Here is a 20,529-nt window from a genome sequence, read left to right as displayed (position 1 = left end):
AAAACCTGGAGCGGGAAAACGGGTTCGAACCGTCGACCTATACCTTGGCAAGGTATCGCTCTACCAACTGAGCTATTCCCGCAATACAAAAAGCTTTCGCTTTCTGTGCCGGATCTGCATTGCTACAGATCCTGAAAACCTGGAGCGGGAAAACGGGTTCGAACCGTCGACCTATACCTTGGCAAGGTATCGCTCTACCAACTGAGCTATTCCCGCAATACAAAAAGCTTTCGCTCTCTGTGCCGGATCTGCATTGCTACAGATCTTGAAAACCTGGAGCGGGAAAACGGGTTCGAACCGTCGACCTATACCTTGGCAAGGTATCGCTCTACCAACTGAGCTATTCCCGCAATACAAAAAGCTTTCGCTTTCTGTGCCGGATCTGCATTGCTACAGATCCTGAAAACCTGGAGCGGGAAAACGGGTTCGAACCGTCGACCTATACCTTGGCAAGGTATCGCTCTACCAACTGAGCTATTCCCGCATATCTACCGAAGCCCAACATTGTACAACGTTGTTTGCTGCGATGGATCGAATTGTAGCGCAGTTCTGAGAGCGCTCAGGAAAAACGCCACATTTTTCATAAAAACACCTTCAATGCTTGATAGCAGCTCCGGCTGGCTTGGCTTCGGCAGCAGCCACAGCGGGCACGGCCTCCTCAGTCAATGGCTCGGGAAGACGCTCCAAAGCCACCTTCAGCACCTGATCGATCCACTTCACCGGCACGATCTCCAGAGCGCTTTTCACGTTATCCGGAATTTCCTGCAGGTCCTTGGCGTTCTCTTCAGGGATCAGCACAGTCTTGATGCCACCACGCAGAGCCGCCAGCAGCTTTTCCTTGAGACCGCCAATGGCAGTGACTTCGCCGCGCAAGGTGATTTCACCCGTCATGGCCACGTCGGAGCGCACGGGGATACCCGTCAGCGCAGAGACAAAAGCCGTGGTCATGGCCGCACCGGCGCTGGGGCCGTCCTTGGGCGTTGCTCCATCCGGCACGTGAACGTGGATGTCCCTCTTCTCGAAAGCCTCATCCTTGATGCCCAGCATGCGCGAGCGGCTGCGCACCACGGTACGAGCAGCCTCGACCGATTCCTTCATCACATCGCCCAGAGAACCGGTGCGGGTGATCACACCCTTGCCGGGCATGGTCGCAGCCTCGATGGTCAACAGATCGCCGCCCACTTCGGTCCACGCCAGACCGACCACCTGGCCCACCTGGTTGTTATGCTCGGCGCGGCCATAGCTGAACTTGCGCACGCCCAGATACTCGTCCAGATTTGCATCCGACACGACCACCTTGGGTTGCAGCTTGCCCAGTTGCAGCCCCTTGACCACCTTGCGGCAGATCTTGGAGAGTTCACGCTCAAGCGAACGCACACCGGCTTCACGGGTGTAGTAACGCACGATGTCGCGGATCGCAGACTCCGTCACATCCAGCTCGCCCTCCTTCACACCGTTGTTGGTGATCTGCTTGGGCAACAGATAGCGGATGGCGATATTCGTCTTTTCATCTTCGGTATAGCCCGAGAGACGAATCACTTCCATGCGATCCAGCAGGGCCGACGGAATGTTCATGGAGTTGGAGGTCGCCACAAACATCACGTCTGACAGGTCGAAATCGACTTCCACGTAATGATCGCCGAAGGTATGGTTCTGCTCGGGATCCAGCACTTCGAGCAAGGCGCTCGACGGATCGCCACGGAAATCCATACCCAGCTTGTCGATTTCGTCCAGCAGGAACAGCGGATTGCGCGTGCCCACCTTCTCCAGGCTCTGCAGCACCTTGCCCGGCATGGCGCCGATATAGGTGCGGCGGTGCCCGCGAATTTCAGCTTCGTCACGCATGCCACCCAAAGCCATGCGCACGTACTTGCGCCCTGTGGCCTTGGCAATGGACTGCCCCAGCGAAGTCTTGCCCACACCAGGAGGGCCTACCAAACACAGGATAGGCGCCTTGACCTTGTCCACGCGCTGTTGCACTGCAAGATATTCAAGAATGCGGTCCTTGACCTTTTCCAGGCCGAAGTGATCTTCGTTGAGCACTTCCTCGGCATTGGCCAGATCGTGCTTGATCTTGGTCTTCTTGCTCCAAGGCAAGCCCGTCAACACCTCGATGTAGTTGCGCACCACGGTGGCTTCCGCCGACATGGGCGACATCAGCTTGAGCTTCTTGAGTTCGGCTTCGGCTTTCTTACGAGCCTCCGCAGGCATTCTGGCCGACTTGATCTTTTTCTCGATCTCCTCGATGTCAGCGCCTTCTTCACCCTCGCCCAGCTCTTTCTGAATCGCCTTGACTTGCTCGTTCAGATAGAAATCACGCTGGTTTTTCTCCATCTGACGCTTGACGCGGCCACGGATGCGCTTGTCCACATTGAGGATATCGACCTCACGATCAAGCTGCTCAAACAGATTCTCCAGGCGCTCCTTGATATCCACCAGATCGAGCACTGCCTGCTTGCTTTCCAGCTTGAGAGGCAGGTGGGCCGCAATCGTATCCGCGAGTCGGCCGGCATCGTCAATGCTGGCAATCGAGGTCAGGATTTCCTGAGGGATTTTTTTATTGAGCTTGACGTACTGGTCAAACTGCTGGGTCACGGCGCGGCGCAGTGCCTCGATCTCGCTGTGCTCATGAACGCCTTCCTGAGGCTCCACGGGCGTCACAGAAGAGGTGAAATGCGTTTCCTCGTCGTTGACCTGCTTGACCAGGGCGCGCTGCTGGCCTTCGACCAGCACCTTCACCGTGCCGTCAGGCAGCTTGAGCATTTGCAAGATGGTGGAGACGCAACCCACATCAAACATGTCTTCCGCGGCCGGCTCATCCTTGGAGGCCGTTTTCTGCGCCACCAGCATGATGCGGCGGTCGCCTTCCATGGCCAATTCCAAAGCCTTGATGCTCTTGGCGCGGCCCACAAACAAGGGGATCACCATGTGCGGGAACACCACCACATCGCGCAATGGCAGCAGTGGCAGGTCTAGCGGTGTGGAAGGCAAAGGGGTTTGTCCTGACATAGGTTTCCTCGGTTTCTCAGCGGAAGATGGTCCGCTTACCGGTGTATTTCAACCCCGGGGCCACAAATGTTTTCCCGGCTCCGGGGAGTGCTGCCTTTCAGGCCTGCGGGAAGCGGCCACCGGCCGCCTCGCACCCACAGTATCAGGCCTTTTTGGCCGCCTCGCGGTAAACCAGCAGCGGGGTTTTACCATCTTCGATGGTGGACTCTTCCACCACCACTTTTTCCACGTTTTCGGCAGTGGGCAGCTCGAACATGGTGCCGATCAGCGCTTGCTCCAAAATGGAGCGCAGGCCGCGAGCACCCGTCTTGCGGGCCAAAGCCTTGCGGGCGATGGCTTTGAGGGCCGTGGGGCGAATTTCCAGCTCCACGCCCTCCATGGCTAGCAGCTTGCTGTATTGCTTGACCAGAGCGTTCTTGGGCTCGGTCAGGATCTGCACCAGCGCGTCTTCGCTCAGTTCCGCCAGAGCCGTCACCACAGGCATGCGACCTACCAGCTCGGGAATGATGCCGAACTTGATCAGATCTTCAGGCTCAATTTCCTGGAACACTTCAGAGATGGAGCGCTGCTTCTTGCTCTTGACGGAGGCGCCAAAACCGATGCCCGAAGCTTCGGTGCGGTTCTCGATCACTTTTTCCAGACCCGCAAACGCACCGCCGCAGATAAACAGGATGTTGGTCGTATCGATCTGCAGAAAATCCTGATTGGGGTGCTTGCGTCCACCTTGGGGCGGAATGCTGGCCATCGTGCCTTCAATCAGCTTGAGCAGAGCCTGCTGCACACCCTCACCCGATACGTCGCGGGTGATGCTGGGGTTGTCAGACTTGCGCGAAATCTTGTCGATTTCGTCGATGTAGACAATGCCGCGCTGGGCGCGTTCCACGTCGTACTCGCAGCTTTGCAGCAGCTTTTGAATGATGTTCTCTACGTCCTCGCCCACATAACCGGCTTCGGTCAGTGTCGTGGCATCGGCCATCACGAACGGCACATTGAGCTGGCGCGCCAGCGTCTGGGCCAGCAAGGTCTTGCCCGAGCCTGTAGGGCCGATCAGCAAGATATTGCTCTTGGACAGCTCCACCTCATCCTTGCCCGCCTTGTCCTTGTAACGCAGACGCTTGTAGTGGTTGTACACCGCCACGGCCAGAGTGCGCTTGGCCTGCTCCTGACCAATCACATAGCTGTCCAGATTGGTCTTGATATCGGAAGGCGTGGGCAGATCGTTGCGAGCTTCCTTGGCATCGGCAGCAGGCTGCTCGTCGCGAATGATCTCATTGCACAAGTCTATGCATTCGTCGCAGATGAAGACGGACGGGCCGGCAATCAGCTTCTTGACCTCATGCTGGCTTTTGCCACAGAAGGTGCAATACAAATTCTTTTCGGTGGAAGAGCCTTTTTTATCGGCCATGGGGGCTGTGCCTCGTTACGAAAAAACGAAAATAAATGATAACCAAAGCGAAGGCGGCGTTTCCCGTCAAGGATAAACGCCGCCAGCGGGCCCATGCGGGTATGAAGGGCAATGCCCTGTGAACCAAAGTAGCACAGGGCCCGGCGCTACATATTTCAAGAACGCTTGCTGATCACCTGATCCACGAGACCATATTCCTTGGCCTCATCGGCCGTGAGGAAATAGTCACGATCGGTGTCATGCTGGACTTTTTCCAGCGGCTGACCGGTGCGTTCCGCCAGGATCCGGTTCAGGCGCTCGCGCGTCTTGAGGATCTCGCGGGCATGAATTTCGATCTCGGTGGCCTGACCACGCGCACCACCCAAAGGCTGGTGAATCATGACCTGGGCATTGGGCAAAGCATAACGCTTACCCTTGGCGCCTGCAGACAGCAGGAAAGCACCCATGCTGGCAGCCATGCCTGTGCACAGTGTCGAGACATCCGGCTTGATGAAGTTCATGGTGTCATAGATCGCCATGCCAGCCGTCACGCTGCCGCCCGGAGAGTTGATGTAGAACGAAATGTCCTTGTCGGGATTTTCGCTTTCCAAAAACAGCAGCTGAGCCACCACGAGGTTGGCAGTCTGGTCGTTGACCTCACCCACCAGGAAAATCACGCGCTCCTTGAGCAAGCGTGAATAAATGTCATAGGAGCGCTCACCGCGACCCGACTGTTCAATGACCATGGGCACCATGCCCAAACCCAATGTATCCAATGCGCTCATGTTTTCTCCAGTGCTATGCGCCTACTGTAGCCGCATTCTGAAAAGAAAATGGGGCCTGTGCGCAAAAGCACAAGCCCCGCCTTTTCAACTCATCGACACCTGCCGTCTTTGCCGGCCGGGTCGATAAAAGGTCAAGCTATCAGGCCTGGCCCATCAGCTCGTCAAAGGACACAGCCTTGTCGCTGACCTTGGCCTGACCCAGCACGAATTCGGTCACGTTGTTTTCGATCACAACGGCTTCGATTTCGGCCAGACGGTTGCGGTCGCTGAAGTACCAGCGGGCCACGTCTTCGGGCTTTTCGTAGCTGGAAGCCAGCTCGTCCACGTGAGCCTTGATCTGGTCGGCAGTGGCTTGCAGATTGTTGGACTTGACCAGCTCGGCCACCACCAAGCCCAGGCGCACGCGGCGCTCGGCTTGGGGCAGGAAGATGTCTTCAGGGATTTCAGCCTTGGCTGCATCCTTGATACCGCGTTGTTCCAGCTCGGCGCGGGCGCCTTCCATCAGGCGGGCCACTTCGGCTTGCACGGAAGCCTTGGGCAGGTCCAGCTCAGCCTTGGACACCAGAGCGTCCATCACGGCTTGCTTGTTGCGACCTTGCACGCGGAACTTGACTTCGCGCTCCAGGTTCTTCTTGATGTCGGCGCGCAGCGCTTCCACGGAACCGCCTTCAACGCCCAGAGTCTTCACGAATTCTTCGTTCACTTCGGGCAGGTTGGCAACTTCCACCTTCTTCACGGTCACCAGGAAGTCGGCAGTCTTGCCGGCCACATCGGCGCCATGGTAGTCAGCGGGGAAAGCCAGGGGGAAAGTCTTGGACTCGCCAGCCTTCATGCCGCGGGTTGCGTCTTCGAATTCCTTGAGCATCTGGCCTTCGCCAACCAGGAACTGGAAGTCTTCAGCCTTGCCGCCGGAGAAAGTCTCGCCGTCGATCTTGCCTTCGAAGTCCACGGTCACGCGGTCGCCGTCCACAGCAGCTTCGCCAGCAGCGCGCTCGGTGAAAGTGCGACGTTGCTTGCGCAGGATGTCGATGGTCTTGTCGATGGCGGCGTCGTCCACTTCGGTGGACAGCTTTTCCACTTCAGCCGTAGTCAGATCACCGATCTTGACTTCGGGCATCACTTCGAACACAGCTTCGAATTGGGCTTCGCCTTCGGCAGCGCCTTCCTTCTCGGTGATCTTGGGCTGACCGGCAACGCGCAGTTCGGCTTCGTTCACGGCCTGGGCAAAGGCTTCACCCACCTTGTCATTGAGCACTTCGTATTGCACGGAGTAGCCATAACGCTGGGCCACCACATTCATGGGCACCTTGCCGGGACGGAAGCCGTCCATCTTCACAGTGCGAGCAACCTTCTTCAGGCGAGTCTCGACTTCGGACTGGATAGCGGACAGGGGCACGCTCAGCGTGATCTTGCGCTCGAGCTTTTCAAGAGTTTCAACGTTAACGGCCATGATTTTTCCTATGAGGGATGTGGACCGTGCGGGCTGCGCCTGCAACCTGCACCGTATTGCGCAAAGTCACGGTGCGCGCACGTCTTGCGGCATGCGGCACCTCAGATTTTCCGGATAGCCTGCATCCAGCACTGGGCAATATTGGAAAAGTGACAAAGCACATTTCTCATTGCACCGGGCGAGCATCCCACTTGAGCGGACCGCACAAAACGGATACAGGCGAAGCCGACCATTATAACGAGGCGCCGTCAACCCTTGGCGAGCGCCATGCAGGGTTTGCCCGCGAAGGCTGACAAACGCCTGTACGTAAAGGGCGCGGACAAGAAAAAAGCCCGCACCTGCGAGGGGGTACGGGCTTGATACGGCAGTGACCCGGACAGGGTGACTGAAAAATCTGGTGCGCGGAGCCGGACTCGAACCGGCACGGTGTTGCCACCGTCAGGACCTAAACCTGGTGCGTCTACCAATTTCGCCACCCGCGCGGTCCAGCAATGCGCGAATCCACGCTTGCTGGGGTCAAGGCGCAGATTCTAGCCGCAAATTTGCGGCTTTCGCGAATACAGGCCTAAGCAGTGTCACGCTTGATGCGAAACACGGCGGCGTACATGGCGGGCAGCGCCAGCAGCGTCAACACGGTCGCCACAATCAGCCCGCCCATGATGGCCACGGCCATAGGGCCCCAGAACACGCTGCGCGTCAGCGGAATCATGGCCAGCACGGCGGCCGCGGCCGTCAGCACGATGGGGCGCAGCCTATGCACAGCCGCTTCAATGATGGCATCCCAGGCCGGCACGCCCTTGGCGCGGCCGGTTTCGATCTGGTCGATCAGGATCACCGAATTGCGCTGAATCATGCCCATCAAAGCCACCACACCCAGCAGCGCCACAAAGCCGAAGGGCCGATTCAGCAGCAGCAAGGCCGCCGCCACGCCGGGAATGCCCAGAGGCCCGGTCACAAACACCAGCAGCGAGCGGCTGACGCTGCGCAGCTGCAGCATCAGCAAGGTGAAGGTCAGGAAAAGCAGCACCGGGATGCCGGCCACGATGGCGCCCGAGCCCTTGGAGCTTTCCTCCACCGCACCCGCCACTTCGATGCGATAGCCCAGATCACCCGCCGCATGCCAGCTGCCTTCCATCTTGCGCAGCTCGGGCAACAAGGCATTGGTCACGGTTGCACCTTGTAGACCTTCGCGCACATCGCCTTGCACGGTGATGGCGAAATTGCGCTTTTCACGCCACATCACACCGGGCTCCCAGGCCATGACGGGCTTGGCGATCTGCGTCAGCGGGATGGATTTTCCCGCGCTGGTGGTGACATAGACATTGGCAATATCGGTGATGGCATCGCGCTCGGCCTTGGGCGGTCGCATCACGATCTCGATCAGCTTGTCGCCTTCACGGTACTGGCCCACCGTGATGCCGCTGAAGTTCTGGCTGGTGGCTTCGGCCAGAGACTGGCTGGTCACGCCCAGAGCACGCGCCTTGTCCTGATCGACCTGCAGGCGAATGACCTTGATGGACTCGTTCCAGTTGTCGTTCACACCGCGCATGTCCGCGTTGGCCATCATGGCCTTCTTCACCTCGTCCGCGTAATCGCGCAGCTTGGCCGGGTCAGAGCCCACGACGCGGAACTGCACGGGGTAAGGCACGGGCGGCCCATTGGGCAGCAGCTTGACGCGGGCCCGTACCTCGGGAAACTCTTCTGCCATCAGCGCCGGCAGCTTTTTGCGAATTTCCTCGCGGGCCTTCAAATCCTTGGCCACGATGATGAACTGCGAGACATTGTTCTGCGGAAAAACCTGATCCAGCGGCAGATAAAAGCGCGGCACACCCGAGCCAATCCATTCACTGACCGTCTCCGCCCCCTCCAGCTGCATGAAGCGCTCTTCCACGCGCAGCGTGACGTCCTGATTGGCTTGCAGCGCCGTGCCTTCGGGGAACCAGATATCCACCAGCACCTCGGGGCGGCTGGAGTCGGGGAAGAACTGCTGCTGCACCTTGCCCATGCCCGCCAGCCCCAGCGCAAACACCAGCACCGTGGCGCCAATCGTCAGCCAGCGATGCTGCACACACCAGTCCACCGTATGGCGAAAGCGGTTGTAGAAAGGGCTGTCGAACACATCGTGCTCGCTGGCTTCGGTGTTGATGCCGGCCTCCTCTGCCGAGATTTCGCCAGACGCCACCTCGGGCGGCAGCGTGGCTGCGTGCGGCGGCTTCTTGAGCAGCAACAGGCCCAGATAGGGCACAAAGTACACCGAGGCAAACCAGCTGAGCACCAGCGCAATCACCGTCACCGCAAAGATGGCAAAGGTGTATTCGCCCGTCATGGACTTGGCCATGCCTATGGGCAAAAAGCCGGTCGCCGTGATCAAGGTGCCCGTCAGCATGGGCTTAGCCGTGATTTCGTAAGCGAAGGTGGCGGCGCGGTACTTGTCGTAGCCCTCTTCCATCTTGCGCACCATCATCTCCACCGAAATGATGGCGTCATCGACCAGCAAGCCCAGCGCAATGATGAGCGAGCCCAGAGAAACCTTGTGCAAGCCTATGTTCCAGTACCACATGGCCAGGAAGGTGGCAGCCAGCACCAGGGGAATGGTGATGCCCACCACCAGGCCCGGGCGCGGGTCTATATACCAGCGCTTCCACAGCGGCTGATGGCCCTCGCGCCGGTGCAAGCCCAGGCTGATAAAGCTCACGGCCAGCACCACCACCACGGCCTCGATCAGCACACGCACGAATTCGTTCACCGAATCGGCCACGGCCTTGGGCTGGTTTTGCATGTTTTTGAGCGTGACGCCCGCCGGCAAAGACCGGCTGATGCCGTCCGTGGTCTGGGTCAAAGCCTCGCCCAAGGCGATGATGTCCCCGCCCTTGACCATGGACACGCCCAGGGCCACGGCGTTCTCGCCCTGAAAGCGCACCTTGACATTGGCCGGATCGGCGTAGCCGCGCTGGATCTCTGCAATATCGCCCAGGCGCAGCTGCGCTCCGCTGGGGCCGCGTATGGGCATGTCGCGCAGCTGCTCCATATCGGCGAACTGACCGTTCACGCGCAGCACAATGGTCTCGGCAGGCGTGCGTAGAACGCCTGCCGAAGCCACGGCGTTTTGCTGGTTGAGCTGATCAATCACCTGGCGCATGTCCAGACCCAGCTGCGTGGCGCGCTGGGACAGTTCCACATAAACCTTCTCGTCCTGCACGCCGAACTGGTCCACCTTGGCCACATCGGGCACGCGCAGCAGTTGCTGGCGCACATCGTCGGCCATGGTCTTGAGCTCGGCGTAGCTGAAGCCATCGGCTTGCAAGGCATAGATCACGCCGTACACATCGCCAAAGTCGTCGTTGAAAAACGGCCCTTGCACGCCTTGCGGCAAGGTATAGCGCATATCGCCGATTTTCTTGCGCACCGTGTACCAGATCTGGGACACCTCCTTGGGCGGCGACGTGTCATGCAGCTGGAAGATCACCTGCGATTCGCCGGGCTTGGAGTAGCTGCTGATCTTGTCCGCATACGGCACTTCCTGCAGCGTGCGCTCTATCTTGTCCGTCACCTGCTGGGCCACTTGCTCGGCAGAGGCGCCGGGCCAGTAGGTGCGAATCACCATGGCGCGGAAGGTGAAGGGCGGGTCTTCATCCTGGCCCAGCTGGAAATAGGCGGCAAAGCCCATCACCATCAGCACCACGATGAAGTAGCGCGTCAGCGCCACATGGTCCAGCGCCCAGCGCGAGAGATTGAAATGATCGCCCGAAGCTTTTTTGTGTGGCGAACTCATTGAGCAGCTCCCGCAGCCGCAGGCTTGGCTTCGGTTGCCGCCTCAGTTTTGATAGCTTCCGGTGCTTGATCCGATTGGGCTTGAGGCTTGTTTGGCTTGGATTTATCGTATTTATCCCGGTACACCGTCACCTTCTGGCCCGGTGTCAGCACATGTACACCCGTGGCAACCACCTGCATGCCGGCTGCAAGACCCGAGGCAATCACCGCCTCGTTGCCATCGGCCGTGAGCACCTTCACCGGCTGCAGCTTGACGGTGCTGCTGGCCGCGTCATACACCCACACGGCCGTGCCCTGGCCGTTGCCGCCCTCCTGGCGCAGCGCCGTGGTCGGCAGCTTGATGGCGTTGGCGCCCGCTTCCAGCCCCATGCCCATGCCTGCCGGACGCACGCGAACGGTAGAGCCCAGCGCCGGCATGGGCTCGCCCTGCAGGGCCGCCTTCACCAGATAGGTACGGGTGGCAGGGTCGGCACTGGCCGCCACTTCGCGCACCAAAGCGCTCAGGCGCCCCGACTCATCGGCCCAGGGAATCACCTGCACGCTCTGGCCTATCTTCACGGCCGTGCGCTTGTCCTCGGGCACGCTGAAAACCGCATCGCGTGCACCGTCTTGCGCAATGCGCACCACGGTGGCGCCCGCAGACACCACCTGGCCGGGCTCGGCCTCCACGGCGGTGACCACGCCATCCGCATCGGCCAGCAGCTGGGTGTACTGGGTCTGATTGGATTGGGCCGACAGCTGGGCCTGGGCCTGCTCCAACGTGGCCTGGGCGGCCTTGAGGTTGGCCTCGTATCTTTCCATCTCGGCGGCGCTGATGAAGTTCTGCGCTCTCAGCGAGCGAAAGCGCCTGGCATTGGCTTCGGCCAGATCGCGCTGCGTGGTGGCCGAAGCCAGCTGTGCGCGGGCCGCGTCGGCACTCAGCTGGTAATCCTTGGCATCCAGACGCGCCAGCACCTGGCCGGCCTTCACATGCTGGCCCAGCTCTACTTCTCGCTTGATGATCTTGCCGGCCACGCGAAAGCCCAGGCGCGATTCAATGCGCGCACGCACATCGCCCGAATACTCCAGCTGCGCCTGCACGGGCGAAGCCCCCACGGTCACCAGCTTGACGGCGCGCACCGGCTCTGGCGGCGTCTCCTTTTTGGAGCAGGCCGACAGCAATACAGCGCCAGCCACGGCCGACAACACCAGCCATTGCCGGGGTGACTTGCCCCGAGAGACAGAAGAAACAGACGGGAAGTAGTGCGTAAAAGCCATGGTGTTCTGTATTGATCGGCTCATGAAAACAGCGATGCGCAACACACGGCAAGCAGCCCGGCGCGCACCGAAAGCAGCAGGGATTGTGCACTTTGCAAGTACAAAATGGCTGGGCAAGCCCGCAATTGCAACAGCATGTGGAACGGTCGGCCAACCCGCTTGCGCAGGGCATCCACTTTCCCACCCCACAATACGGCCTGTGAATCAAGTACGCGACACAATCCCAGCCAGCGCTGCACCGGCAGCGGTCACCCACTACGAAAACTTTCCCGTGGCATCGTGGCTGTGCCCGCCGCAGCTGCGCGCGCCCATTGCCGCCATCTACCACTTTGCCCGCACGGCCGATGATCTGGCGGATGAAGGCACGGACAGCCCCGCCCAGCGCATTGCCGCCCTGCAGGCCTATGGTGCCGATCTGCAGCGACTGGCCACCGAGGACGAAACCGTCATGCTGGCGCGCACGGCCTGGCCGCATATCTTTGCGCCGCTGGCCGCCCAGATGCAGGCCTGGCAACTGCCCAAGCCGCTGCTGGCAGACTTGCTCAGTGCCTTCGAGCAGGATGTACGCATGACGGCCGACCAGGCTTTCTATGCCGATGGCGCGCAGCTGCAGGACTATTGCCGCCGCTCGGCCAATCCCATAGGGCGCTTGCTGCTGCACCTCTACGGCGTAAACGACGCAACATCCCTGCAGCAAAGCGATGCCATTTGCACGGCCTTGCAGCTCATCAACTTCTGGCAGGACCTGAGCCAGGATTTACCGCGCGGCCGCCACTACCTCACCAATGGCGATCTATCCCGCCACCAGCTTGCGCGAAGCGCTATCAAACCAAAAGCATCCGCACTCACACCCGCCGTACGCAGCCTGCTGGCCGAATTGGCAGCCCAGGCTCGCCGCCTGATGGAGCAAGGCGCGCCCCTGGTGCACCGCCTGCCCGGTCGCATGGGCTGGGAGCTGCGCCTGGTGGTGCAAGGCGGCTTGTGCATTCTGGGTAAGCTCGACGCCATGCAAGGGCGCAACCTCTATCAGCGCGTCAAGGTGGGCAAGACCGATGCGCCTGGCCTGCTGTGGAAGGCCTGCTGGATGTGATCGCCAGATGTAATCGCTGGCCAGCCCGGGCATGCCAACCTCAGTAAATTGAAGGAAAAAGCGTTGATGCGCTATAAACAACAAGCGCATCGAGCTATCAATTTGATTGCGTCGCCCCAGATGGCGATTGCAATCATCCCCGTCATTTCAGTGCCCGCTCCAGCCAGCATGGCAGCCGTGGGACAATCCAGCCCCTATGAATCCGGATCAGTACGTCCAAGACAAGGCCGCCGCCTCGGGCAGCAGCTTTTATTACGCCTTCCTCTTTTTGCCCAAAGACCGCCGCGCTGCAATCACTGCGTTCTACGCCTTTTGCCGGGAAGTGGACGACGTGGTGGACGAGGTCACCGACCCCGGCGTGGCTGCCACCAAGCTGGCCTGGTGGCGCAACGAGGTGCATAAGGCCTTTGCGGGCCAGCCCACCCATCCCGTCACCCTGGCCCTCATGCCGCATGTGAAAACCTTCGGCATCGAAGAGCGCCATCTGCAGGCCGTGATCGAAGGCTGCCAGATGGATCTGGAGCAGACCCGCTATCTGGACTTTGCCGGCCTGGAGCGCTATTGCCATCTGGTTGCCGGCATCGTGGGCGAGGTGGCGGCACGTATCTTCGGCCAGAGCGATGAGCGCACCACCGAGTACGCCCACACGCTGGGTCTGGCTTTCCAGCTCACCAACATCATCCGCGACGTGGGCGAAGACGCCATGCGCGGTCGCATCTATCTGCCCATCAGCGAGCTGCAGCAATTCGACGTCAAGGCCCATGAGATCAACAAGCGCGAGTACTCGGAACGCTTTACGGCGCTGATGCGCTTTCAGGCCGAACGCGCCCACGGGCTTTATGACAAGGCCATGGGCCTGCTGCCGCAAGCCGACCGCCGTACGCAAAAGCCCGGCCTGATGATGGCCAGCATTTACCGCACGCTGCTGCGCGAAATCGAGTCCGAGAACTTTCAGGTGCTGCACCAGCGCATCAGCCTGCCGCCGCTGCGCAAGCTGTGGCTGGCCTGGAAGATGCAGGCCCTGGGCTTGATGTAAGCCGCCGCAGCCGGCATGCTTGCTGCATCCAGTCCTAGCCCTGCTTACGCCATGAAGTCTGCTGCCCGCCCCCCATACAGCGCCCTGCGCCCCATCGCCGTCGCCCTGCTCAGCGCATCGCTGCTGGCAGCGGCACCCAGCAGCTACGCGTTCTGGGGCCTGCTGGGCAAAGCCGGCAAGGCCGCAGCCACGGCGGGTAAGGCCGGTGGTGCCGCCAAGGTGGGCGCCGCCGGTGCCGTGGCCGTGGGCGGAGCCGAACTGGCAGGTGCAGGCTTGAGCGCTGCAGCCCGCAGCGCTGTTTTTGCGGCCGATGATGCCGCCCGTCTGGCCGGCAAGGCTCCGCTGGCCGACATGGCCCATGCCGGCCATATGGCCATGCCTGCCGAGGTGGCCAGCTACCTCTCGCGCCCAGCCGCAGCGCTGACAACGGGCGACACCGCGCAGATGATGAAGGTCTATCAGGACCTGATGCACCAGGCCGGCAAGAGCGGCGATTTCACGGTGATAGAGCGCATGCCCCAGTTACATGGCGCCAAGACGCTGGATGCGGCCCCGGCAGCCAACGCTGGCCAGACCGTTGCAGCATCGGCCCCTGCGGCCAGCAAAGTCAGCATTTCCAATGCCGAGCTGAGCTTTCACGCCCTGCGGCTGCTGGCCCATGCCGCCGGCGCTGGCGACCGCAACGCACGCAAGGAACTGCAGCGCCGCTGCCAGGCCCCGGCGCCGCAAGGCCAGGAGGCCGAGCATGCGGCCCTGTGCCGCAGCGCACCCAAGACTTCATGAAGATTGCCATCATCGGCGGCGGCTGGGCCGGCATGGCCGCTGCCGTACAACTGGCCCAGTCGGGCCACGAACCCACGGTTTTCGAAGCCGCCAAAACCCTGGGCGGCCGTGCCCGGGCCCTGAATCTGAGTTTGGCCGATGCGGCCCTCGCCACGGCAGACAACGGCCAGCACATCCTGATCGGCGCCTATACCCAATGCCTGGCGCTGATGCGCAGCGTAGGCGTGTCGGCCGAGCAAGCACTGCTGCGCAAGCCCCTGACTCTGCCCTATGCAGACGGCAACGGCCTGCGCTTTCCTGCCCTGCCCGCACCGCTGGACGCTCTGGCCGGCATTGCCTGCGCCAGGGGCTGGACGCCGGGCCAACGCTGGGCTTTGCTGGCCCGGGCCGTACGCTGGCGCTTGCAGGGTTTTGCCTGCGCCCCGGCCGCCACCGTGGCCGATGTCTGCCAAGGCCTGCCCGAACCGCTGATGCAGGATTTCATCGAGCCGCTGTGCGTATCGGCGCTCAACCTGCCCGCCGCCCAGGCCAGCGGCAGCATTTTTCTGCGCGTGCTCAAGGATGCCTTGTTTGCAGGCAGCGGCGGCTCCCATTTTCTGGTGCCGCGCGTCAGTCTCGGCGCCCTCTTTCCCGAACCGGCCGCTCAGTGGCTCAAGGCCGGCGGCCATGCCGTTCATACCGCTACCCGCGTGCTGGCGCTGCAGCCCCAGGGTGCGCAATGGACGCTACATACCAGCGCCTATGCACATTCGTCAGCACCGGCTCGCTATGACGGCGTACTGCTGGCCTGCCCGCCCCATGAAGCGGCGCGGCTGGTGCTGGGCATGGACCGCAATGACCCAAGCCATCAACGCTGGGCGCAAACGGCCCAGGCGCTGGAGCACACGGCGATTGCCACCGTCTATGCCCAAACCGCGCAGCGCCTGTCTGCCCAGCTGCCCTGGCTGGCCTTGCGCAGCAGCAGCCGTCATCCGGCCCAGTTCGTATTTGATCGCGGCCATCTACATGCAGGCGACGCCAGCCAGCAAGGACTGATGGCTTTTGTGGTCAGCGACTGCCGCAGCGACCGCGAAACCCTGCAAGCCCAGGTATTGCAGCAGGCAAGAGAGCAACTGGGCTGGAGCGGCATACGGCCCGTGCAGACCGTCATCGAAAAGCGGGCCACTTTTGCCTGCACGCCGGGTGTAGAGCGCCCCGGCGCCGAGCTGGGCCAGGGCCTGTGGGCCTGTGGCGACTATGTGGCCGGCCCCTACCCCGCCACGTTGGAAGGCGCCGTGCTCAGTGGGCTTGATGCTGCAAAAAGCGTAGTCAATTCGAACCAAGCTGCCGCAGGCCAGCTAGGGAAATCCTGATGCAGCAATAGTCCAACTGATGCAGGAATGACAGCCGTTTGACAGCCATAGTAGCCACCATGGCACAAGCCAATAACAGCAAACGGAGACAACATGGCATCGACTTTTGACACATCCACCAGCCAGGTACTGGCCATTTCGCGCCGTCATCTGCTGACAGGCGCCGGGGCCATGGCCTGCGCCAGCCTGTTGCCTGGTCTGGCCCGTGCGTCAGAGAGCAACTGGCCCAGCCGTCCGGTGCGCTTTGTGGTGCCGTTTGCGCCCGGTGGCAGCTCAGAAATCGTAGCCCGCTCCACGGCCGCCGAGCTGTCCAAAACCCTGGGCCAGAATGTGTTTGTGGAGAACAAGCCGGGCGCTGCTGGCAATATCGCCATGCAGGAAGTGGCCCGCGCCGATGACCAGTCCACCGTCATCCTCGGCCATATCGGCACGCTGGCCGTGAATCCCTATATTTTCGACAAGCTGCCCTACGATCCGAAAAAGGACTTCGTCCCCGTCAGCCTGCTGGCCAAAGTGCCCAGCCTGTACGTGGTGCACCCGGACCTGCCCATCAAGAACATTGCCGATCTGGTGGCCTACGCCAAGAAAAACCCCGGCAAGCTCAGCTACGGCTCGGCAGGCAATGGCAGCGCCGGGCATCTGGCGTTTGAATATCTGAAGATGACCGCCAATATCTTCATGCTGCACGTGCCTTATCGCGGCACCGGCCCCATGATGCAGGACTTGCTGTCCGCCCGGCTCGATGCGGCTTCGGTGGGTGCTTCGGCTCTGCTGCCCTTCATCAAGGCGGGCAAGGTGCGCTGCATTGCCACCGGCTCCACCCAGCGGCTGGCACAGCTGCCCGATGTACCCACCGTGGCCGAGCAGGGCTTCCCAGGCTTCGAGATGACGCAGTGGTATGGCATGTTGGCACCGTCCAGCCTGCCCAAGGCCCATGTGAGCAAGCTGGCTGCCGAATGCGCCAAGGCCGTCAAGGCGCCCGATGCACTCAAGCGCCTGCAAGGTGATGCCGCCGAGCCCATTGGCAGCACGCCCGAGCAATTTGCCCAGTTCATCGCCACCGAGCAAACCCGCTGGCAAAAAGTGCTACAGCGCGCCCAGGTCAAGCCCAATTAAATCCTGGCATCAACCCGCAAACGGCCTTTGAGCGGCAGACACAGTCGCTCAAAGGCCGTTTATTTTTCCATCCACCACTGGATGACGATCTTGGCCACATAGCCCACAAAGCCCACGCCAAGACCCAGAAAAATCACAAAGGTGCCGAACTTGCCGGCCTTGGATTGGCGGGCCAGCTGCAAGATGATGAACACCATGAACAAGATGAAGGCGCCCACCCCCCAGGTCAGGAAAAAATGGGCAATTTGTTCTTCTGTATAGCCAAAAATCACAGCAACCAAGTCCTACTCATTCCCTGCCAGGACCTGGTGACGGCGCCCCTGTCAGGCGCTTTGAATCAACGCCTCAAGCCGGTGGCCGCACATCGCGGGCGGGGAATACCGAGGCATCCACCAGATCGCGATAGGCATGCCAGCTGGCATGGCCCAGCATGGGCATCACAATCACCAGCCCCAGCAAATACGTGCCAAGGCCCAGCAAGGTCAACAACACAATCAGTGCCGCCCACAAGGCCAGAGGCCCGGGGTTGGCCAGAACGACGGACCAACTGGTCAGCACGGCCTGGCGCACGGTCACGCGTCTGTCCAGCATCAGCGGCATGGCCACCACGCTGGACGCAAAAATGGGGGCAGCCAGAAAGCTGCCAAGTGCCATCCACAGGGCAAACAACTGTCCATCGGGCGCCAGCACCACATGCCGCACAAAGTCGGCCGGGGTTTCAATGGCGATGGGCGACATGATCTTGATCAGCGAAGCCGAAACCAGCACCCAACCCGTGGCCGCCAGCGCCAGCAGCAAGCCAAAGCGCACCAGACACCAGTAGCCGCCCTGCCCCGCCCCATGGCCGTTTTGCCACTGCGACCAGGTCTTGCCCACCAGTGCCAGATCGGCACGTTCGCCGCGCTCCAAGGCGCGGCTGATGGCATAGAGGCTGGTAGCCACCACAGGCCCCACGACCAGAAAACCGGACAGTGCACCTGCCATCAGCCAGAAGCGATTGTGCCCCAGCGTCAAGATGGCGGCGCCGATCAGGATCAAGACAAGACCGTGGGCCAGGCTGAGCAGCGGGGAAGCCGCCATATCCTGGACGGCCCGCCTGAGCCAGGCCAAAGGCTGGCTCCAGGCAATGGCTCTGACAGGCGCAAGCGGTGGTGGAGTGAGAAGACAGGCGGACAGGCAGGTAGGCATAGGCAGCTCACACGCAGGAATCCAGGCTGCTGACCTCAAGACCGACGACCTGCCGCTTCTCGTTTCGGTCAGCTCTCGGCCAGCCCCTCACACAACTGCGCAAGACTGGCCACCGTGACGTGAGGCTCTCGCCCCTCGCAAGGCCATGCTACGCCGCCACGGTTCAACCAGACCGCGTGCATACCCGCATCCATGGCGCCGCGCGCGTCCAGCTCCGCGTCATCCCCTATGTGCAGCACATGCTCTGGCGCCACGCCGGCTGCCTCGGCCGCCGCGTGAAAAAAGCGCGCATCGGGTTTGGCCATGCCGCTCAGGCTGGCGCTCAGCGAAGCATGAAAGTGCTGGCCTATGCCCACCACATGCACATCGGCATTGCCATTGGACAAGGCCACCACCGGCCAGTGCGCTGCCAGAAACTGCAGCGTGGGCAGAGCGTCTTCAAACAGATCGACCCGCTGGCGCGCCGCAAAAAACTCATCGAACGCAGCTTCGGCAAGGGCCGGATCGTCACCCGCTCTTTGCAGGGCGAGACGGATGGACTCGCGGCGCAGGCCGCTCAGATCGCTTTGCAGATCCGGGCGCAAGCCCACGATTTCATGGCGCAAGGCTCTGACCGTGGCGGTATCGCCCAGATGCAGAGCCGTTGCCGGCGCATGTAGCCGTAGCCAGTCCAGCAGCACGGCCTCGGCCTTGGCAATCGTGGGCCAGATGGGCCACAAGGTGTCGTCCAGGTCAATGGAGATGGCCCGGATCCGGCCGCTGCGGCGCAATGCCTGCAACTGGGCAAGAGCCGGGGAGAGGGCGAGAGTTTCTGTGGAGTCAGGATGCATGGGCCAAGAATACAAAATATTGGCCACAGGCACAGCATGCCCGGCATAAAAGCCGCGAGTGTTTAAGCCGCTCCTCAAACTGCCACAATCGGGCCATGCCATCTCGCTTTGTGCCTGAACCCGAACTCCGCCACGATCAACCCTCCCGCACCGGCATTGTGCTGTGCAATCTGGGAACGCCCGATGCCCCGACCGCTGCGGCGGTGCGTCCGTATCTGGCGCAGTTTCTGTCCGACGACCGCGTGGTGGAGATTCCCAAACTGGCCTGGTGGCCCATCTTGCACGGCATCATCTTGCGCACGCGCCCGGCCAAGTCTGCCGCCAAGTACGCCACCATCTGGCACGAAAAAGACGGCTCCCCCCTGCTGCACTGGACCCAGCGCCAGGCCACGCTGCTGCGCGGCTGGCTGGGCGAGGCCGGCCATCAGCTGACGGTTTTGCCTGCCATGCGCTACGGCCAGCCCTCGATTGCATCGCAGCTGGATGCGCTCAAGCAGCAAGGCGTGAACCGCATCCTCATCCTGCCCCTCTACCCTCAGTACTCAGGCACGACCACGGCCAGCGTGTTCGATGCAGTCTATGACTGGGCCAAGACCCAGCGCCATATTCCCGAGCTGCGCTTTGTCAACCGCTATCACGACCATGCAGCTTATATCGACGCGCTGGCCCAGCGCATCGAAGCCCACTGGCGCGGCCATGGCCGGGGCGAGAAACTGGTGATGAGCTTTCACGGTGTGCCCGAACGCACCCTGCATCTGGGCGACCCCTATCACTGCGAGTCGCACAAGACGGCGCGCTTGCTGGCCGAGCGGCTCAAGCTGAACCCGGATCAATACCTAGTCACCTTTCAGTCGCGCTTTGGCAAGGCCAAGTGGCTGGAGCCCTATACCGAACCCTCGCTGATCGCTCTGGCCAAAGCCGGTACCCAACGCGTGGATGTGGTCTGCCCGGGCTTTACCAGCGACTGCCTGGAAACGCTGGAGGAAATCAACCAGGAGGCCCGCGAAGCCTTTTTGCACGCCGGCGGCCAGCAGTTTGAATACATTGCCTGCCTCAATGACAGCGCGCCCTGGATTGACGCCCTCTCGACCATTGCCCAGCAGCATCTGGCAGGCTGGCCCACGCAGCGCGAGGATGATGAAGCCCTCAAAACCCGTTTGCAACGCGCCAAAGACATGGGCGCGGCCCGATAGACTGGATCAGGGTCGGCGGAAACCTTTTTCGCTGTGCGGGCTATGGCGGCATACGGCAGACGGGACAGGCCTTGCCTGCGCGCATGAACTCCTGATTCCATAGCTAGATGCGCTTTATTTATAAAGGATTCAAGCCTTTTTTCTTTTAAATTCAGACTCAAGCTTGCGCCCGACGCCAGAGACAGGGCGACAGTCCGGCTGCAGAGCATGTTTGGTGGCGACATGCCTGGCCGCAAGGCGGGACAATAGAGGCCTCAGGCATGCAGATGCCGACCTCACACCCAA

15 protein-coding genes and 5 tRNA genes are annotated in these 20,529 nt (G+C 61.3%); 6 read left to right on the top strand and 14 right to left on the bottom strand.

All coding sequences use genetic code 11. From position 1 onward, the window contains the following. Window positions 1–6: 6 nt before the first annotated feature. The 11 genes from EAO39_RS07150 to EAO39_RS07100 all read right to left on the bottom strand — a co-directional run bounded on the left by EAO39_RS07150 (window position 7) and on the right by EAO39_RS07100 (window position 11,656). Window positions 7–82, bottom strand: a tRNA-Gly gene (locus EAO39_RS07150). A 58-nt stretch (window positions 83–140) separates the two neighbouring features. Then, window positions 141–216: transfer RNA gene (locus EAO39_RS07145), tRNA-Gly, on the bottom strand. A 58-nt stretch (window positions 217–274) separates the two neighbouring features. Next, window positions 275–350 (bottom strand) — tRNA-Gly (locus tag EAO39_RS07140). Between the two features lie 58 nt (window positions 351–408). Next, window positions 409–484: transfer RNA gene (locus EAO39_RS07135), tRNA-Gly, on the bottom strand. Window positions 485–594: 110 nt separating this feature from the next. Beyond that, window positions 595–3,009: an endopeptidase La gene (gene lon, locus EAO39_RS07130; RefSeq protein ID WP_120966789.1), complete on the bottom strand. Its 2,415-nt coding sequence runs from the start codon at window positions 3,007–3,009 to the stop codon at window positions 595–597. A 142-nt stretch (window positions 3,010–3,151) separates the two neighbouring features. After that, window positions 3,152–4,414, bottom strand: coding sequence for an ATP-dependent Clp protease ATP-binding subunit ClpX (gene clpX / locus EAO39_RS07125; RefSeq protein ID WP_120966788.1), 1,263 nt, complete (start codon window positions 4,412–4,414; stop codon window positions 3,152–3,154). A gap of 155 nt (window positions 4,415–4,569) precedes the next feature. Next, the gene (gene clpP / locus EAO39_RS07120; protein WP_120966787.1) at window positions 4,570–5,178 is read right to left on the bottom strand and encodes an ATP-dependent Clp endopeptidase proteolytic subunit ClpP; all 609 of its coding nucleotides are present in this window, start codon (window positions 5,176–5,178) and stop codon (window positions 4,570–4,572) included. Between the two features lie 139 nt (window positions 5,179–5,317). Next, window positions 5,318–6,628, bottom strand: a complete 1,311-nt coding sequence (tig, locus tag EAO39_RS07115) for a trigger factor (protein ID WP_120966786.1) — start codon at window positions 6,626–6,628, stop codon at window positions 5,318–5,320. Between the two features lie 395 nt (window positions 6,629–7,023). Then, a tRNA-Leu gene (locus EAO39_RS07110) sits at window positions 7,024–7,110 on the bottom strand. A gap of 83 nt (window positions 7,111–7,193) precedes the next feature. Then, window positions 7,194–10,400 (bottom strand): efflux RND transporter permease subunit, encoded by a 3,207-nt coding sequence (locus EAO39_RS07105; RefSeq protein WP_120966785.1) that lies wholly within the window; start codon window positions 10,398–10,400, stop codon window positions 7,194–7,196. After that, entirely contained in the window at window positions 10,397–11,656 is a 1,260-nt protein-coding gene (locus EAO39_RS07100) for an efflux RND transporter periplasmic adaptor subunit (protein WP_120966784.1), read from the bottom strand. Before EAO39_RS07100 ends, EAO39_RS07105 begins: the two co-directional genes overlap by 4 nt. Window positions 11,657–11,855: 199 nt before the next feature. On the opposite strand from EAO39_RS07100, the gene hpnC reads away from it, so the two are divergent. The 5 genes from hpnC to EAO39_RS07075 all read left to right on the top strand — a co-directional run bounded on the left by hpnC (window position 11,856) and on the right by EAO39_RS07075 (window position 17,033). Beyond that, window positions 11,856–12,746, top strand: a complete 891-nt coding sequence (gene hpnC / locus EAO39_RS07095) for a squalene synthase HpnC (protein WP_240466911.1) — start codon at window positions 11,856–11,858, stop codon at window positions 12,744–12,746. Between the two features lie 196 nt (window positions 12,747–12,942). Next, window positions 12,943–13,782 carry a presqualene diphosphate synthase HpnD gene (gene hpnD / locus EAO39_RS07090; protein ID WP_120966782.1) on the top strand — a complete coding sequence of 280 codons (840 nt, stop codon included), beginning with the start codon at window positions 12,943–12,945 and terminating at the stop codon, window positions 13,780–13,782. 51 nt (window positions 13,783–13,833) lie between these two features. After that, on the top strand, window positions 13,834–14,565 hold the full coding sequence (locus EAO39_RS07085; protein WP_120966781.1) for a hypothetical protein: 732 nt from the start codon (window positions 13,834–13,836) through the stop codon (window positions 14,563–14,565). Further along, window positions 14,562–15,917 (top strand): hydroxysqualene dehydroxylase HpnE, encoded by a 1,356-nt coding sequence (gene hpnE / locus EAO39_RS07080; RefSeq protein WP_120970793.1) that lies wholly within the window; start codon window positions 14,562–14,564, stop codon window positions 15,915–15,917. Before EAO39_RS07085 ends, hpnE begins: the two co-directional genes overlap by 4 nt. Before the next feature lie 93 nt (window positions 15,918–16,010). After that, the gene (locus tag EAO39_RS07075) at window positions 16,011–17,033 is read left to right on the top strand and encodes a tripartite tricarboxylate transporter substrate binding protein (protein WP_120966780.1); all 1,023 of its coding nucleotides are present in this window, start codon (window positions 16,011–16,013) and stop codon (window positions 17,031–17,033) included. A 59-nt stretch (window positions 17,034–17,092) separates the two neighbouring features. On the opposite strand, the gene EAO39_RS07070 is transcribed toward EAO39_RS07075, so the two are convergent. The 3 genes from EAO39_RS07070 to EAO39_RS07060 all read right to left on the bottom strand — a co-directional run bounded on the left by EAO39_RS07070 (window position 17,093) and on the right by EAO39_RS07060 (window position 19,051). Next, entirely contained in the window at window positions 17,093–17,305 is a 213-nt protein-coding gene (locus tag EAO39_RS07070; protein ID WP_120970791.1) for a DUF2788 domain-containing protein, read from the bottom strand. A gap of 73 nt (window positions 17,306–17,378) precedes the next feature. Continuing rightward, on the bottom strand, window positions 17,379–18,221 hold the full coding sequence (locus tag EAO39_RS07065; protein ID WP_120966779.1) for a DUF2189 domain-containing protein: 843 nt from the start codon (window positions 18,219–18,221) through the stop codon (window positions 17,379–17,381). Window positions 18,222–18,289: 68 nt separating this feature from the next. Next, window positions 18,290–19,051: an HAD-IA family hydrolase gene (locus EAO39_RS07060; protein WP_120970789.1), complete on the bottom strand. Its 762-nt coding sequence runs from the start codon at window positions 19,049–19,051 to the stop codon at window positions 18,290–18,292. Window positions 19,052–19,146: 95 nt separating this feature from the next. Here EAO39_RS07060 and hemH point away from each other — a divergent pair, with 95 nt between their 5' ends. Further along, window positions 19,147–20,244: a ferrochelatase gene (gene hemH / locus EAO39_RS07055; protein WP_120966778.1), complete on the top strand. Its 1,098-nt coding sequence runs from the start codon at window positions 19,147–19,149 to the stop codon at window positions 20,242–20,244. The last annotated feature ends 285 nt before the right edge of the window (window positions 20,245–20,529 follow it).

The sequence above is a fragment of the Comamonas sp. lk genome, assembly GCF_900564145.1.
Classification (GTDB): Bacteria; Pseudomonadota; Gammaproteobacteria; order Burkholderiales; family Burkholderiaceae_C; genus Comamonas.
Note: the sequence above shows the minus strand (reverse complement) of the source record. Positions and strands in the feature narration are given on the sequence as shown.